The 14,899-nt window shown below is 52.9% G+C and carries 11 protein-coding genes, 1 tRNA gene and 1 riboswitch; of the genes, 6 read left to right on the forward strand and 6 right to left on the reverse strand.

From position 1 onward, the window contains the following. Positions 1-14: 14 nt before the first annotated feature. Positions 15-2,054: an ATP-dependent helicase gene (locus tag CK910_RS18700; RefSeq protein WP_098984318.1), complete on the reverse strand. Its 2,040-nt coding sequence runs from the start codon at positions 2,052-2,054 to the stop codon at positions 15-17. Then, a complete protein-coding gene (locus CK910_RS18705) occupies positions 2,051-3,037 on the reverse strand; it encodes a hypothetical protein (protein ID WP_098984319.1) in 987 nt (328 codons plus the stop codon). Before CK910_RS18705 ends, CK910_RS18700 begins: the two co-directional genes overlap by 4 nt. A 565-nt stretch (positions 3,038-3,602) precedes the next feature. On the opposite strand from CK910_RS18705, the gene CK910_RS24225 reads away from it, so the two are divergent. The 5 genes from CK910_RS24225 (at position 3,603) to CK910_RS24230 (ending at position 9,591) form a co-directional block, all read left to right on the forward strand. After that, a complete protein-coding gene (locus CK910_RS24225; protein ID WP_216640164.1) occupies positions 3,603-4,292 on the forward strand; it encodes an AAA family ATPase in 690 nt (229 codons plus the stop codon). Positions 4,293-4,294: 2 nt separating this feature from the next. Further along, positions 4,295-5,899: an ATP-dependent nuclease gene (locus CK910_RS18710; RefSeq protein ID WP_216640199.1), complete on the forward strand. Its 1,605-nt coding sequence runs from the start codon at positions 4,295-4,297 to the stop codon at positions 5,897-5,899. Then, a complete protein-coding gene (locus tag CK910_RS18715) occupies positions 5,899-7,884 on the forward strand; it encodes a UvrD-helicase domain-containing protein (RefSeq protein ID WP_098984320.1) in 1,986 nt (661 codons plus the stop codon). The genes CK910_RS18710 and CK910_RS18715 overlap by 1 nt, the downstream gene beginning before the upstream one ends. A gap of 197 nt (positions 7,885-8,081) precedes the next feature. Continuing rightward, positions 8,082-9,047 carry a hypothetical protein gene (locus CK910_RS23895; RefSeq protein WP_157774652.1) on the forward strand — a complete coding sequence of 322 codons (966 nt, stop codon included), beginning with the start codon at positions 8,082-8,084 and terminating at the stop codon, positions 9,045-9,047. Between the two features lie 223 nt (positions 9,048-9,270). Then, entirely contained in the window at positions 9,271-9,591 is a 321-nt protein-coding gene (locus tag CK910_RS24230; RefSeq protein WP_253852904.1) for a type I restriction endonuclease, read from the forward strand. Between the two features lie 212 nt (positions 9,592-9,803). Here CK910_RS24230 and CK910_RS18730 read toward each other — a convergent pair. Together CK910_RS18730 and CK910_RS18735 are read right to left on the reverse strand one after the other, a co-directional pair. Further along, positions 9,804-9,891, reverse strand: a tRNA-Ser gene (locus CK910_RS18730). Between the two features lie 217 nt (positions 9,892-10,108). Then, positions 10,109-10,564, reverse strand: coding sequence for a YbjN domain-containing protein (locus CK910_RS18735; protein WP_084214039.1), 456 nt, complete (start codon positions 10,562-10,564; stop codon positions 10,109-10,111). Between the two features lie 157 nt (positions 10,565-10,721). Between CK910_RS18735 and CK910_RS18740 the strand changes: the two genes are divergently transcribed. Then, positions 10,722-12,059: a flavohemoglobin expression-modulating QEGLA motif protein gene (locus tag CK910_RS18740; protein WP_098984323.1), complete on the forward strand. Its 1,338-nt coding sequence runs from the start codon at positions 10,722-10,724 to the stop codon at positions 12,057-12,059. A 54-nt stretch (positions 12,060-12,113) separates the two neighbouring features. Here the strand turns inward: CK910_RS18740 and CK910_RS18745 are convergent, their stop codons facing one another. Both CK910_RS18745 and CK910_RS18750 read right to left on the reverse strand, forming a co-directional pair. Then, positions 12,114-12,695 (reverse strand): thymidine kinase, encoded by a 582-nt coding sequence (locus CK910_RS18745; protein WP_098984324.1) that lies wholly within the window; start codon positions 12,693-12,695, stop codon positions 12,114-12,116. A gap of 86 nt (positions 12,696-12,781) precedes the next feature. Then, positions 12,782-14,362 carry a Na+/H+ antiporter NhaC family protein gene (locus tag CK910_RS18750; protein WP_098984325.1) on the reverse strand — a complete coding sequence of 527 codons (1,581 nt, stop codon included), beginning with the start codon at positions 14,360-14,362 and terminating at the stop codon, positions 12,782-12,784. Between the two features lie 86 nt (positions 14,363-14,448). After that, positions 14,449-14,620: riboswitch (Lysine riboswitch) on the reverse strand. Between the last annotated feature and the right edge of the window lie 279 nt (positions 14,621-14,899).

Genomic DNA, 14,899 nt, shown 5'->3' on the forward strand with positions numbered 1-14,899 from the left:
CTTGTCCGAGATCCCTAGACTTTTAATCGCTGAAGATCTCTTAGATACCATTGGTGAAATTTGCTGAGGTCAGTCTTCAGTTTCTCTACTGTGCTGTTATAGATCGCATCACTGGTAACAGCGCAAGCAGACAAGCCAGCCTCATAGACGAAGCGAGTAGCTATCGGTGACTTCTTCGGGGTGCTGTCCCAGCGTTTTTTCAGCCACAGTGTGAGCCCTTCGTCAAGAGGGGCAACCAGATTAAGTTGTTGTTTTGTGCGAGTGATACCGACATAAAACAACCGACGTTCTTCCTCGATTTCCTCGTCAGTCGAAGGGGTGTTCATCGATGTGCGCACGCTGTGAACAGCATCGGTTTTGCCACCAGGAAATTCCTGCTCATTCAAACCGATCAGTATTACATTATCCCACTCTAGCCCCTTGGAACCATGCAGTGTGGAAAGGATGAAGGGCTCGCAGTCAGTAGCAGCCTCCTCTGGGTTTAGGATAAGGTTTAAAAACGTGCGGGAATCGATCTTACTAGAGTCAAGTAGTTCCCCGATCCTCACGACTCCTCGTTGCCGATCGTTTGAGCCAGTGCGTGTCACGCCGTCTGAGCCAACACTATCAATGAAACCCTCCATGCTAAGGCGGCGTAACGCATCAATAGCTGGCGTTTCCTCTCCGTCCTTTTGGCAGATAGTGGCAAGCCTTCCCAGCCGGTCCTTTTGGTATTGTGCACCGTCGAATAACTGACCAAGAACAGTCCATAGGTCGGCGTGTGGAGCCATCAATCCATTGAGCGCAGCGTTTAATTGCCCTGTCTGCCAGTTAAAACCAGCCTCCTTCAGAAAGCCGTAGACAATCGCTTTTTTGTTGGGGTGGTTTTCAAGTAGCCGCAGATCGCCGTACACAGACAGCAATACGCCGACTACCAGTATCCCGATTTCAGTACGGGTATGTAATGCGCTTGAACCATTGAGGTAGCGATAGCGTAGACCACACAGGCGTAATGCAATTTCCGCCTCGGCAAGATTCGCCTTAGTGCGGGACAATATAGCTTGTGTTCCGCAGCTCACCGAAAGGTTTGATAACACCTTGGATAAGCAGTTATCAAAGTGCAATCTGACCTCTGTTTTTGGGGTGCTAGGATGACTGACACAAAGCCTAGTCAGCTTTGTGGAGTTACGCCGAATTACCGAGTTAGCCATCAAGGAAAGCTCATGGCCAAACCTGAAAGTGCATGAAAGTTGAAACACCTTCGTATTCCGGTAATGCTGTTCAAACAGGCCACCGATAAAATCTGGTCGAGCACCACGCCACTCGTAAATACACTGGTTAACATCGCCAACAGCCATAACTGACGCATCCGGCTTAGATAGCAAGCGGGTCATTTCATGCTGTATCAGGTTAACATCCTGATATTCATCAACAATGATGTGCTTGAAGTGGGCGCCAAGGCTGCTGTCATTACGCAACAGTGCGACAGCCTCAACCAAACAGTCATCAAAGGTTCGCAGACTATTTTCCTCCAACAGCTCACAATAGCGGCCATAAGCGCGAATAAACTCCCGTTTGATGCTGCTGAATGTTGGATCATTAGCAGCATCAACAGGAGTCACTGCCGCCGCCCGACAACGAGCGATAAACAGTTCGAAGTTTTCAATATCATTGGGGTCGATGTAATTCGCCTCACAGTCAAAGCCATGGCGGTAAGCTTGCTTAACCAGTTGCTCATAGCGGTAGTCGGCGGGTGTGATGAGGTCTTTCTTCTTGATTAGCTGTCGGCGCTCCCCGTAACCAATAATCTTCAAGGCCAAACTATGGAACGTGCGAATTTCTGGCATCACGCCCAACTTCAGTGCTGTTTTCAATTTCTCAGTGAAGTTCTCCTGGGCTGATTTGTTGTACATCAAAATTAGGATGGAACGAGGGTCCGTCCCCGTTTTTACTAACCTTTCAACACGCTTGACGAGCGTGGTTGTTTTTCCGCTGCCCGGTACGGCTTTTACCAACGCATGCCCGGTATCATGGCCGACAATGCTTTTTTGCTCCCAAGTCAGTCTTTTTGTCATACCTTCACCTTGTAACTGGCGCACTGACGGGCCTCGGTGTAAGGAACTATTTTTGCCTTACTCCGACATTGCAGATAGCCATCCTCCCACCGGTCTGCTTGCTCGCACATAATGCAGTTAGAAAATAGCGAATGATGATCGGCGTGACGGATAAAATTTCTCAAGTTATCGGCCAGTTCGGCATATCCTAACGATCTGGGCCATGTGTTCACGTCAGAGTTGATTGTTAAATCCACTTCAGCGAGCTGCATCGTTTGTTCGTTGAGTCGGCCGGAATCACTTAAGCTCCAGACAGACATAACCATGTTACCTACGGAGCAGACGCCAGTGCACGTATCAACGGCTTGCGAGGAAGGATGCCAATTGAACACCTCTAGGCGCTTCTCCTTGATTGAGTATGACCCGGTAAGCAACATCTGAATATCGGCGGCAGATTGAACCTTAAACTCAAGAATCGGGATGCCGGTTTCGATCTTCTCTTGAGAGCAGGGGTGCGTAACACAAATCTCAACATAACAACGCCTTTCGCCAGCCGTATCCCACAACATTATGTCTGGGCGCAGTCCTGTAACCTTATCGTACTTTTCCAGCTCCACCTGATCGAAGAATTGAGTCAAGTTGTAGCGTGCAGGTACGAATTTTAGGCAGTGACGTGTTTCGTCTCTAACTAAGGCTAAACGAGAACCATTGCAGGAAACCCGGCGCTCTAGCTCAAGGCTAATAGGCACTTCATGGCTGAGAGCTTGTTGGTAGCGATAGAAGAATGCTTCTTTGGCGCACTTGTGAAGATAGGTTTCAAGGGTGCAGCATTCTTCCGAATGACGGAAGTGCTTAGCATAGTTCTCACCTAATACTGGCGTGAGGGGGCTTTTACAGCCTGGACAGGTGTAGGAACCCGAGCGCAAAGCATCGCTAATGTGCGTGAGCGCGCCTTGGCTATCTAGGGCGTAAGCATACTGTATTGAGATGGATTGACTTGTCATGACTGCAAATCGTCCCAGAAAAAAGCTGCCAAGAACAGACTTTTACGGCATGCAGCGAGCGCGCAAGCCTTATTTAGTCCCGTTGTGAACGAAGGCCTGGTAAAAAGAGGTTCGGTGGTACTTGCTGGTCCCGCCATATTGCACTGCATCTTTGACATGAATAGGAGTAGAAACCAAGCCAACGTCGCTAGAACAACCCAATCATGCACAATGTTTGGAAACCCAACTGCAAATTACACAACTCGTTCCCGTGGTAAGTGGCTATTGCTACCCTCACTAATATTGACTGTGCCCTACTGTAGAGGGGGGCTGAGATAAGACCCAAGCAATAATATTCCATTCATCCCGTCTAGCTGTCTGCTCTCTTAGCAGTCAGTCATGTGTGTGCTAACATGACCGTTTTAGACTCAATAAAGCCCTTTTCATTGCCTTGTAGACGGAATGGTCAAACTGCAAGGTAGTATGGGCGGCGACTACTGAATTTTTGAACTCCCACTTGACGGTTGGGGGCCATGCAACGTGATCGCCAGATATCAAATAGCTCCCAAATCTCCAAGGAACCTAGATGAGTGATCCATTAGCAAAGCCCCCTTTAGTACCAGAAGTAAGCCTCACTTGCATAGAACTCAGTCGATTTCGACGCTTGGCAAAGGCTTGTGTCCAGATCGACAGGAGAACAACTGTCTTAGTCGGAGCCAACAACAGTGGTAAAACATCTATTCTTATCGCTATCCGCAATTTCTTGGCCTCAAGTCAAGTCTTCGGCGCCTTCGATATCAGCATTGACCAATGGCCAACGCTGAAGGCCCTTGGCTCTGAGTGGGAAAAACTGACAGAAGATCCTACATCGATATCGGAGGATATCGATACGTGGAAAGAGCAGTTGGCAGCACTCTTAGGTTCTATGCCTACATTGGATTTGTGGTTCGATGCTCAGCCAGGATCTTACAATCTGGTTGCGCCCTTCATTACCTCGCTCGACTGGGGGGGCGGAGCAGTAGGGGTTCGTCTGCGCCTTGAGCCAGCTTCTTCGGTAGAAGACCTCCAACGGCTGGCATGGCGATACCGTGAGGCTCGGAATCCAGTCAAAGACTTTAAAAAGCAGGCTCATGCCTGGCCAGTAGACCTCATTGATTACTGGCTGCGTCATCCTTCCGACCTTGGTAGTGTTCTTGTCTATAGGCTGGATCCAGCACTGGGACCGCTTGCCACCCCCCAGCAACTGCGCCACAGTCCTTATCGCCAAAATCGGTAGCTATTGACCGAACAAAACTATCTAAGCTCCTACGTGTCGACTTCGTTGCAGCACAACGCGGATTTGGTACTGAGGAAGCCGAGTCTCGCTCCAGTTCTGGTACGAATCGCGTTGGCCTATTTTCCAACCAGCTGCTGAAGTACGCCCGTCAGCATCTGAACATAGCGACGAAAGGTCAGGGCCATCAGCCAGAACTGATTGCAGCCATTGCTCAAGCCCAGGAAGACCTTGACGATCGAATAAAAGTTGCTTTGACGCCATCCATAGAACATGTAAAGAAGCTTGGGTATCCAACTCTTCATGACCCCCAAGAGATTCATTTCAGAACTCGTATACAGACTGGAGATTTGCTCGACCACAGTACCGCAGTGCAGTACCGCCTTGATGGAGTGCAGGCTGACGTCTACCTGCCTGAGTATTCAATTGGTTTAGGTTACCAGAACCTCCAATCGCTGAGTTATCAGCTAGTCTCATTCAGAGATGCTCGGCTAACACCCACTGAAGGTAGCCCACCGGCAGTGCACCTTGTACTTGTTGAAGAACCTGAGGCCCATCTACATGTTCAGGTGCAACGCATTTTTCCACAGCGAGCAACCGAGCTCATCAGTCCGACCGCCCCTGAACATGCGCATCTAAGCAGCCAATTAGTCATCAGCACTCATGCAAGTCATCTAGCTCATGCAGAAAACTTCGACCGCTTGAGATATGTCAGGCGGATTCCGTCCACAGTAGGCACGATGCCGTGCTCCGATGTTATCGATCTCGCTACAGCCTTTGGAACCGACAAAGAAACACGGACATTTGCGGAACGATACTTCCGAGTGCAGCATACGGACCTACTGTTCGCCGACGCTGCGATCTTTGTAGAAGGCGCGGCAGAGAGGATGCTTGTTCCTTTGTTCATCGAGCGCGATTTCGAAGAGCTCGACAAGCGCTATATCTCCTTCCTCGACCTCGGCGGGCGTCATGCCCACCGACTACGACCTCTCGTAGAGAGGCTTGGAATCCCTACGGTTATCATCACCGATGTGGACCCGGTGGAAGTAACGAAGGGCGAAAATGATAAGGTCATACGAAAGGCAGCAGCAATCGTTGACCCAAATAGTCTTGAGTGCGGAAATGACACTCTCAATGGCTGGCACCCCAAGAAGAAGGAACTGCATTTGTTGGCAGATCCGGTCGAAGCAGACCAGACCTGGAGCAACGGAAGCGGCGGACGGGTCCGATTTGCATGGCAGGTCCCAGTCCCCAAAAACGGCCCTTGGCCGAGCTCGTTTGAGGACTCTTTGATATTGTCCAACATTGATTGGTTCAAAAACATTGGGCAAGGGATTGGCAAGAAACCCGCAGCAGGTGAGGTAGCTACGCCGAAAGTGACAGGTCCCTTGCGCGTAGCTGTTAATACCGTTCTTGCCGAACAGGAGCCTGCGAAACTCTGTATTGCGCTTCATTCTATGCTGCGTGAAAATTTCGCAAAGGCTGAGTTCGCTGTAACCATGTTTGAACGCATCAGTGTGGGCGACAAATTAGCTTGTCCAGGCTATATCGCCGATGCTCTGGCGTGGCTCGATAATGAATTAGCGCCGTCAAAGAAGGAGTTGGCTTGATGGTTAGCGAAATAATAGATCCGAATGAGCGCGATACTGGTGTAGTGGACGAAATTGTCTCCTATGTCACAAGCACGCCGCCTAGAAGCTTCTTTCTTTTTGCTGGTGCTGGCTCCGGTAAAACGCGGACATTAGTTTCTGTTCTCCGCAGGATCACTGGCGGCGAGCAACAAGACGCGCAACCGGGGTCTAAGGATACAGCAGACGACCTGGCTCTTCGATTTGCACGAGAACTGAGAGCTAGAGCCCAGACTATTCGTGTAATCACATATACGAAAAATGCCGCCTTGGTAGTCACCGGCCGATTGGGTATCAACGATCTTACACAAGTTGCCACCATTCACTCCTTTTGCTGGGACTTGATCGCGGGCTTTGACGACGATATCCGCGAAGCTCTTCTGGCATTAAATAGCAGTGCGGTAGAGAAGGCGCGGGAAGTTGCTGCTGGCAGGAAGAAGGGACCTACAGACAAAGATAAGGTTGTAATTGCGGAACTTGCGGCTAAAGCTATAGCCCTGTCCAAAACTCCACAATTCATATACAGCCCTGATCGGAAACGATTTTCCGATGGAGCCCTGAGCCATGCGCAAGTCCTGAGCGTGGCAGCTTGGCTGCTCAATCAAAAACCGACTCTGCGGCGCATTCTTCGCGACCAGCATCCGGTTATCCTGATTGACGAGTCTCAGGACACGATGAAGAACATTCTAGATGCTCTGCTTGAAGTCGCGGCAGAGGACCCGACTCGGTTGATGCTCGGCTTGTTAGGAGATCACCGTCAACGCATCTACATGGATGGGCATGCGGACCTTCCGAGCATTGTTCCACCAGAGTGGGCTACCCCAAAGTTGGAGATGAATCACAGAAGTCAGCGCCGTATAGTTGATCTAATTAACGATATTTGGGATTCCGATTTGGAAGGGCGAACGCAGTCTAAAAAGGCGGTGCGTCAGCATTCTCGAGAAGAGAAATCATCAGGGATCGTACGAGTATTCATCGGCGATACGGCGGCTTCACCTGAAGATAAACTGCGACGAGAGGCCCTTTGTGGGTCTGCAATGGAGACTGCCGTGGGTACAACTGAGTGGCAGCGAGGCAATCCCGGACACAAGATTCTTGCTCTTGAACATTCGTTGGTTGCTCGACGCGGTGATTTTCTTGAAATCTTTGAAGCACTAGCACTACTTGATCCCGATTCAGTTCGACCAGATACGACAGGTGAAGCTTCTGGTCCCGCTGCGGTGCAAGTTTTATTGCGAGAAATGATGGATCTCGCAGATTGTGTAGCAAATGGTCAAGTTTCATCGGATTTCGCCGTCATGGAGGTCCTTCATCGCTACGACCGGCTTTTGAATCTTTCTGCTGATAGAGATAGTCGTGCTCAGCAGTTGAGGGCATATCGGTGTGCAATCGAACACTTCGCAGCTGTTTGCTCGAGACCTTCTGCAACGGTAAGGGAGGTCTTGGCCCCCATAGTTCATAGTGGCCTTTTCGAGTCAGACAAGAGGTTACTCGCAGCTTTTAATGACACCCAGCCACCTCCTGATGCGCCAGAACCACGCCAGAAAGAGAGTGTCGAGAATCGGCTGGCCAGAGGTTGGCATGCTCTTTTCGCTTCACCGTGGATTCAGGTGCGGAGATTCAAGACCTACTTAAGTGGTAATTCGCACCTCGCCACTCACCAAGTAGTCAAGGGTTCAGAGTTTAAGCATGTCATGGTGGTAATGGACGATGAAGATGCCGGTGGTTTTTTGTTCTCATATGACCGGCTGTTTGGCGCCCCTTTGGGGGCCTCTGACCTCAAGAACGTGGAAGAGAACAAGGAAACATCGATTGACCGCACTCTCCGTCTTCTCTATGTGACCTGCAGCCGAGCAAAAGAAAGCTTGGCCCTAGTGCTCTGGACTCGCGATGCAGGCTATGCACTTGCCTATGCCCATAAGAGCAAATGGTTCTTACCTGAGGAGATTCAAGCTACTCCTAAATAGACTCGTGTGAGATAAAAATCTCATCCAACTATCAGTGAACACTACACATCAAAATCAAAATCAGCCGATTGTTTTACCTACTGGATTCGTGGCACTTATGTAGAGGCGTTGAACGCTGCTCGTGTGGTTCCGGCTGCGGCCGTGGCTCCCGTCGAAGAACAAGGAGAACCGTAATGCCTTTTTACTCGAGGCGGAACATGATGCATATTGGCGATGCAGTTGCCAATGCATTGTCCAACGCCTTCAAACATCCAACGCAATCAGAACCACAATTGGTAGCTAACCTGGTTTTCGAGTTTCCCAAGCAGATTAATAAGGCCATATGTCCCGGAACAATGAAAGTTACGGCTGGCGGTGTATTCGTTCATTCGCGGCCTTTTGTTGCTTGTAAGTCATTTCCACAGCCCACCCCTGCATCAGTAGAGATAGGTGATCTCTTGTTGATCCGAACATTGGTTGTGAGCGGTAAGGTTGTAGAAAACCGAGCCTTGCTTCTGCAGGCAAAAAAGACGGATAGCATTCCTGTCATACCTGACAATAAAAACCAATGGCATCTTTATGAGCAGTGGCCTGGATTTACTTACGCGCCCAGATCTGGTTGTCTGACAGGAAAACCACGGCACATCAAAGAGCCGGATATGTATGAAGCGTCAAAATATCTCTTGATTGGCACAGACTCTGCGGCACTTGGCCAGTATTGCGCATGCTGCAGTTATTGGCCATTCCATTGGCATTGTCACTGGCCAGAGATTGGCCTTCACCATACCGCACAACCTACGAGGCCGAAAATTAGCCGCTATAAGTGTTTTGCAGGCGATCTTGTGGACTTTATAGCGGGCAATGCTGGCAAGGTCTTTGTCAAGCCGAAGCCTAGAACCCGCGGATGGAACCGAGTGATCCAGGATCTGATAGACGAGACGGCCAAGGCTAAAACCATTTTTATAGGGCGTGCGGCTGGCCAATCCACATCTGCTATGCGAGGGAATGGCGTATTGTTCTGTTCGCAGGCAGGTCACTCCAGTTTCTCCCTGTTTGGCGGAGGCGATGATGGCGCGGCCAATAATGTCGACAAAACGCCAAATGTACCAGCCGAGTGGAATGGCGATGACAACGGTGGTGGGATATCAATCATCGAATTTGTGGTGGAACAAGGAGAAGGCTAATGGCTTTTTTATCCAAGGCCTCGGTGGAACTGGCATTACTGGAACAGTTGGGAGAGTTGGAATACAGCATCGCACGCTAGGAGGTCATCGGCCCTGATGGACATCGATCAGAGCGCGAGAGTCACGATGAGAGCGTCCTCAAGGAACGACTCTAAGACGCTGTCACACGTCTGAGCCCTAGCCTACCACTGGAGAGGCCAAGCAGGACTCCTTGTGCCGCGTGATGCAATCCGAACTGTCATCGTTGCTCGAAAACTGCCGCATCCACAAGCTGATGACAGAAGGTGTGTACGTCCAGCACTACGTGAACAACTGCACTGTGACTGCTGGCAAGACAGCGCTCATCAACGTTGAGCAACCGGAGCAAAACGACTTGCTGGCGGTAAGCCAGTTTGTGGTGATCTGCAGTCAGAATAACCGGCAGCCCGATGTGGCGGTGTTCATAAATGGCTTGCTGCTAGCCATGTTCAACCAGTTGCAGACTTACAAAAATCAGATTCCAGGGTTGTTCAAAACCGACGAGATAAGAGATAACGCTCATTAAGCTACGTGGGAGGTGGGCGTTATCCCTATCTAGATAGCACATGATGATCGCTCTTGCCCCGTAGGTGACAACCCGTGAATCATCGACCACATTGTCCAACAGGGTACGAGATAGTTCCGTACCAGCCAACATCAGATGGCATAGTGAATGGCATAACGAAAATTGCACATAAAGAAAAATCCCAAGCAATTCAATTGCTTGGGCTTATCATTTGGCGGTGAGGGAGGGATTCGAACCCTCGATACGTTGCCGTATACACACTTTCCAGGCGTGCTCCTTCAGCCACTCGGACACCTCACCAATTTGTTCTAGTCATGGGCTCGTGCTTGCTTGCCGATACCATCGGCTGGCAGCCACTTGGGCACATCACCAAATTTTGGTCTGTTGTTTAACGTGTTCAGCCAACACTGTGTTCACGGCGCTGTTGCGCTGGAACGGGGCGTAATTTAGGGGAAAGCCCCGCCGGCGTCAACGGCTTTTTTTGCCTGACGGATCGTTCGCACATTTAACGCACAAATCAGTGCACGCATTCCGGCGCGACCAGGATCTCGGGCAGGTTCAGGAAGCCAAGGCGCTCGCATTCGGACACTACTTCATGGGTCGCGGCCGTGGTGCTTTCGACGAACAGCAGGAACTGTTCCACTGAGAGACCCGCCTTGGTGAACACTGTGTGGCCCACGATGAGGCGCGGCAGGTTGTCATCGATAATGTCGAGGAACACCTTGAGCGACGGGTACTGCATGTTGAGGCGACCCAGTTCGGCCATCAGCGGCAGCAGCGAGGAGGGACGCACTTCCAGCTCGGATGAAAACAGCAGCCCTTCCTCTTCGACAAAGATCCGGCTCTCCTGGATGCCGTCGACGGACTGCAGGGAGACAATGTGGATGCCATGACACTGATCGCAGACATAGTGCTCGATACGAGCCTGCTGCAACCAACGCATTATCATTTCAGAGCTGGGGATATTCATCATTTCCACGACACGATAAGGATCAAGGGGCGCAGTCTAAACCAATTTTCCGGCAACCAAAAGTGCAGTGGCCGGATAAGCAGGGAGCCAGCTTCTTTTTGGCAAACACTATGCATATACTCAGCCATTCTCGCCCCACCTTCACCCCACAGAAGGCCTGATGACCATCCAAGAAAAGTACCGCCTGCATCTGAAATCCCTCTCGGATGAACTGCTGGCCCTGCAAAAGCCCATTCGCATTCTGGATGCCATCAAGTGGCCCCGTCACCTCCAGGCCGATTTTTTGGCCAACGGGGGACGAGCGCTGCCCGCCATCGATCAGCACTTCTACGATGCCCTGCCCCTCGGCTTCGATCCTCGCAACAAGTATCTTGAACTCAAGGAGTTGCGGGACAGGATCCGGCGCCGGCTGGGCCCTCAGGATGATCTGGGCCGGATCCTGCAAGAGACGGTCGATCAGTACATGGTGGTGATCGAGATGCTGCGCCAACGCGGGCAGCCTGATTTCCTGCGCTACAGCCAACTGCTGTACGGCTCGGCCAGCGATCACCTGCGCGGGGATCGCAAGACCCTCAAGGAGCTGGGAGCCCGCTTGTGCGACATCTTCTCTCTGCCCGGTGCCCGTCATCTGGTGCGCCCCTACCCCAAGGAGTTTGAAGGGGAAGCGGCGGTCGCCAAGCTGCAGGGCAAGCTGTCGAGCTATTTCAGCGACGGCACTGTACAGGTCAAGCTGAGCGATGGCATCGTCTCGGACGCCGCCGCCGGCGGCGATTACATCAAGCTCAACTCCCACGCCCGCTTCTCCGAGCTGGATCTGCAGGTGCTGGAGGTACACGAGGGCTGGGTGCACGTGGGCACCACCCTCAACGGCCGCCAGCAGCCCTACGCCACCTGGCTCAGCGCCGGCTCGCCGCGCATCACCGCCTGTCAGGAGGGGCTGGCGGTCCTCATCGAGACGCTCACCTTCAGCTCCTTTCCGGATCGGGCCAAGCGCATCTCGGATCGGGTGATGGCCATCGACATGGCGGAGCGAGGCGCCGACTTTGTCGAGGTGTTCCAGCATTTTGTGGCGCAGGGCACCAGCGAGCACGATGCCTACAAGATCACCCAGCGGGTGTTTCGTGGCGGCATGGTGGGTGGCGGTGCCTGCTTTACCAAGGATCTCTCCTACGTGCGCGGCTACGTGGAGACGGTCAACTTCATCCGCAGCGCCGTGCTGGAAGGGGTCCCCGAGATCCTGCCCATGCTGTTCGTCGGCAAGGTGACCCTGGACGACATCCCCGTGCTCTATCAGCACTATCTGGAAGGACTGATCGATGCCCCCCGCTACCTGCCGCCCATGTTTCGCGATCTCACCGGACTCTACGTCTGGTTCGGCTTCGCCTCCGGCATGTCGCTGGTGGACATAGGCCGGGTTCAGCAACATTTTCGCCAGCTGTTCCATCGCCTGCCGGTGGCCGATCCCATTATTGCGCCGGTGGATATCGAGATCGACTGAGTCGCGAACAAGAAGGGCGCCAGATTGGCGCCCTTCTCTCTTATCCCGGCCGGATCACTTGTAGGCCCGTCCTTCCAGATAGTGCTTGCGGCACAGCGACACATAGCGATCGTTGCCACCTATCTCCACCTGCTCACCATCGCGCATCACCTGGCCTGCTTCATTAACCCGGGAGTTCATGTGCGCCTTGTTGCCGCACCAGCAGATGCTTTTCAGCTCCTCGAACTTGTCGGCAAGACAGAGCAGATGGTAGGAGCCGGGGAACAGTTCACCGCGAAAGTCGGTCTTGAGACCGTAGGCCATCACGGGAATATCCTGCTCATCGACGATGCGCGCCAGCTGGTAGACCTGCTCGCGGGTCAGAAACTGGGCCTCGTCGACGATGAACACATCGATGCGCTTCTGGGCATGGCGCGCCTTCACCATCTCGAACAGATCGCAGCAGTCACTGAACACATCCACCTTCAGCTCCAATCCCACCCGGGCACTGATCACCCCCGCGCCGAAGCGGTCATCGATGGCCGGTGTCATGGCCAGGGGCTGCATGCCCCGCTCCAGATAATTGAAGTGGGCCTGGATGAGCTGGGTGGATTTGCCTGAATTCATGGTGGCAAATTTGTAGTGCAGTGAAGCCATGGTGTTGTTCCGAAACTGAATTTATGGGGCGCATGCTAACCAAAGCCCCTGCCAAAACCAAGGGGCCCGTGGGCCCCTTGTTCTATTTATGCGATAGCCAGCTCTCGATGGAGCCGAGCCTTGCGCAGATGGTAACCGGAGAAGATCACAAACCAGAGCCCGCTGACCGTGAAGCCCGCCAGTACGGAATGCATCAACCCCATGACCAGGTAACCGAGCGCGGCACCGAAGGCGATGGCCAGCGCATAGGGCAGCTGGGTCATCACGTGATCGATGTGATGGCACCCTGCGCCCGTGGCCGACAGTATACTGGTGCTCGAGATGGGCGAGCTGTGGTCGCCGAACACAGAGCCTGCCAGCACGGCGGCCAGCATGGGCAGCATCAGGCTGATGTCGCTGGCGGCCGCCATGTCACCGGCCAGCGGCAGCATGATGCCAAAGGTGCCCCAGCTGGTGCCGGTGGCAAACGCCATGGCGCAGGAGAGGATGAACACCACCGCCGGCAACACTTCGATCGGCAGGTTGCCGTTGGCCATGGAGGCCAGGTACTTGCCGGTCTCCACGTCGCGTACCACGGCGCCTATGGTCCAGGCAAACAGCAGTATGTTGATGGCCGGCAGCATGGCCATGATCCCTTGCGGGGCGGCCTTCATCCAGTTCTTGGCGCCGAGCTTGAGGCGCATGGCCAGACCGATGGACACCACCAGGCTGCACAGGGCGCCATAGACCAGGGAAGAACCGACATTGGTGTTCTCGAACGAGCCGAGCACGCTGAACGGCAGCCCCTTCTCGCTCAGTACGGCGGCACCGGAGTGGATCATGAAGTAGACGGTGGCGGCGGTCAGGGTCAGGATCGGCAGCACCATGTCGATCATGCCGCCATTGCTCTCTTCCGGGCTCTCCATGTCCAGACCTATGGGGCGACCCTTGGACTCGTCCCACAGCTTGCCTTCCAGCGCCCATTGCTCATGCTGACGCATGGAGCCTATGTCGAGCTGGAATGCGATCACCACCAGCACCATGATCAGGGTGAACACGGCGTAGAGGTTCATCGGGATCATTTCGACGAAGGCGGAGATGGGGCTCTGATCGGTCAGACCGTGCGCCGCCATGATGCCCCCCACCAGGGCAATGATGTAGGCCCCCCAGGAGGAGATGGGCATCAGCACGCAGACGGGCGCAGCGGTGGAGTCCAGCAGATAGGCCAGCTTGGCACGGGAGATCTGGAAGCGGTCGGTGACCGGACGGCAGATGGCCCCCACCGACAGACTGTGGAAGAAGTCATCGATGAAGAAGGCAAACACCATCATGCCGGTGAGCGCCTTGGCCCCCTTGCGGGTCTTGGCACGACGCTCGGCCCACTCGGCGAAGGCACGGGTCGCACCGGAGACGCTCATCAGGCTGATGAGGCCGCCCAGCAGCAGCATGAACAGCAGCATGTTGACGTTGTCACGGTTGAGTGCACCCTCGACCCAGAAGATCTTGAGCACGGTATTCAACATGTAATGCAGGGAATCGAGCGGGGAAAACTGGTTGAGCAGCAGGCTGCCGGCAAGGATCCCCACCCCCAGCGACACTAGGACGCGGCGAGTGATGATCGCCAGAGCGACGGCCAATAAAGGGGGAATGACAGACCAACCGGAGTCAGCGTAATGAATGATGTCCATGATCTCTTTGCACCTAAAGACAGCAGGTGGAGATCTACCGAGAGGATAAAGAAACAAAACCCATGGGGAGGTTATACTCCTCAGCCCCTTCAGGTAGCGCTCCATAGTGGATGACTATGGCAGTCCTGCACCTGTTCGATGCAGAACCAGCAGCCCGGTATGATGGCCTGGCCACTTCGGCGCTGACTCCTTTCCTCATGCATCACAGGCATCACCCTCCGCACAAGTAGTCATAGGCAGCGCGCCTCTACTTAAAGGTATTCGAGGCACATTTTATCGTGCCGGCACGTTATAGCAAGTTTTTTGATTAAATCCCCATATGGGGCGTTTTAAAATGGCAAAATGGTAGTCAAATGGTGCAAATATATTGATTTTGTCGCTATTTTCATCTATCCAGAACTCAGTCGAGTATGATGACGGCCAATATTGCTGAATCCAGCCTGAATTCAAAATAGTTCACTTAATTTGCACTCTGAATTTATTAATTCGCTTATCTTGACTTAATAGCAAGCTGCCGTATAAATTACCCAAAATTAC

Origin of the sequence: Aeromonas sp. CA23, assembly GCF_002587065.1 — a bacterium.
Classification (GTDB): Bacteria; Pseudomonadota; Gammaproteobacteria; order Enterobacterales; family Aeromonadaceae; genus Aeromonas; species Aeromonas bestiarum.

What these genes read in the sequence shown, in the direction of transcription:
- CK910_RS18700 (WP_098984318.1), bottom strand. Translation starts at nt 2,054, where the DNA reads ATGACAAAAAGACTGACTTGGGAGCAAAAAAGCATTGTCGGCCATGAT.
- CK910_RS18705 (WP_098984319.1), bottom strand. Translation starts at nt 3,037, where the DNA reads ATGACAAGTCAATCCATCTCAATACAGTATGCTTACGCCCTAGATAGC.
- CK910_RS24225 (WP_216640164.1), top strand. Translation starts at nt 3,603, where the DNA reads ATGAGTGATCCATTAGCAAAGCCCCCTTTAGTACCAGAAGTAAGCCTC.
- CK910_RS18715 (WP_098984320.1), top strand. Translation starts at nt 5,899, where the DNA reads ATGGTTAGCGAAATAATAGATCCGAATGAGCGCGATACTGGTGTAGTG.
- CK910_RS23895 (WP_157774652.1), top strand. Translation starts at nt 8,082, where the DNA reads ATGATGCATATTGGCGATGCAGTTGCCAATGCATTGTCCAACGCCTTC.
- CK910_RS24230 (WP_253852904.1), top strand. Translation starts at nt 9,271, where the DNA reads ATGCAATCCGAACTGTCATCGTTGCTCGAAAACTGCCGCATCCACAAG.
- CK910_RS18735 (WP_084214039.1), bottom strand. Translation starts at nt 10,564, where the DNA reads ATGATGAATATCCCCAGCTCTGAAATGATAATGCGTTGGTTGCAGCAG.
- CK910_RS18740 (WP_098984323.1), top strand. Translation starts at nt 10,722, where the DNA reads ATGACCATCCAAGAAAAGTACCGCCTGCATCTGAAATCCCTCTCGGAT.
- CK910_RS18745 (WP_098984324.1), bottom strand. Translation starts at nt 12,695, where the DNA reads ATGGCTTCACTGCACTACAAATTTGCCACCATGAATTCAGGCAAATCC.
- CK910_RS18750 (WP_098984325.1), bottom strand. Translation starts at nt 14,362, where the DNA reads ATGGACATCATTCATTACGCTGACTCCGGTTGGTCTGTCATTCCCCCT.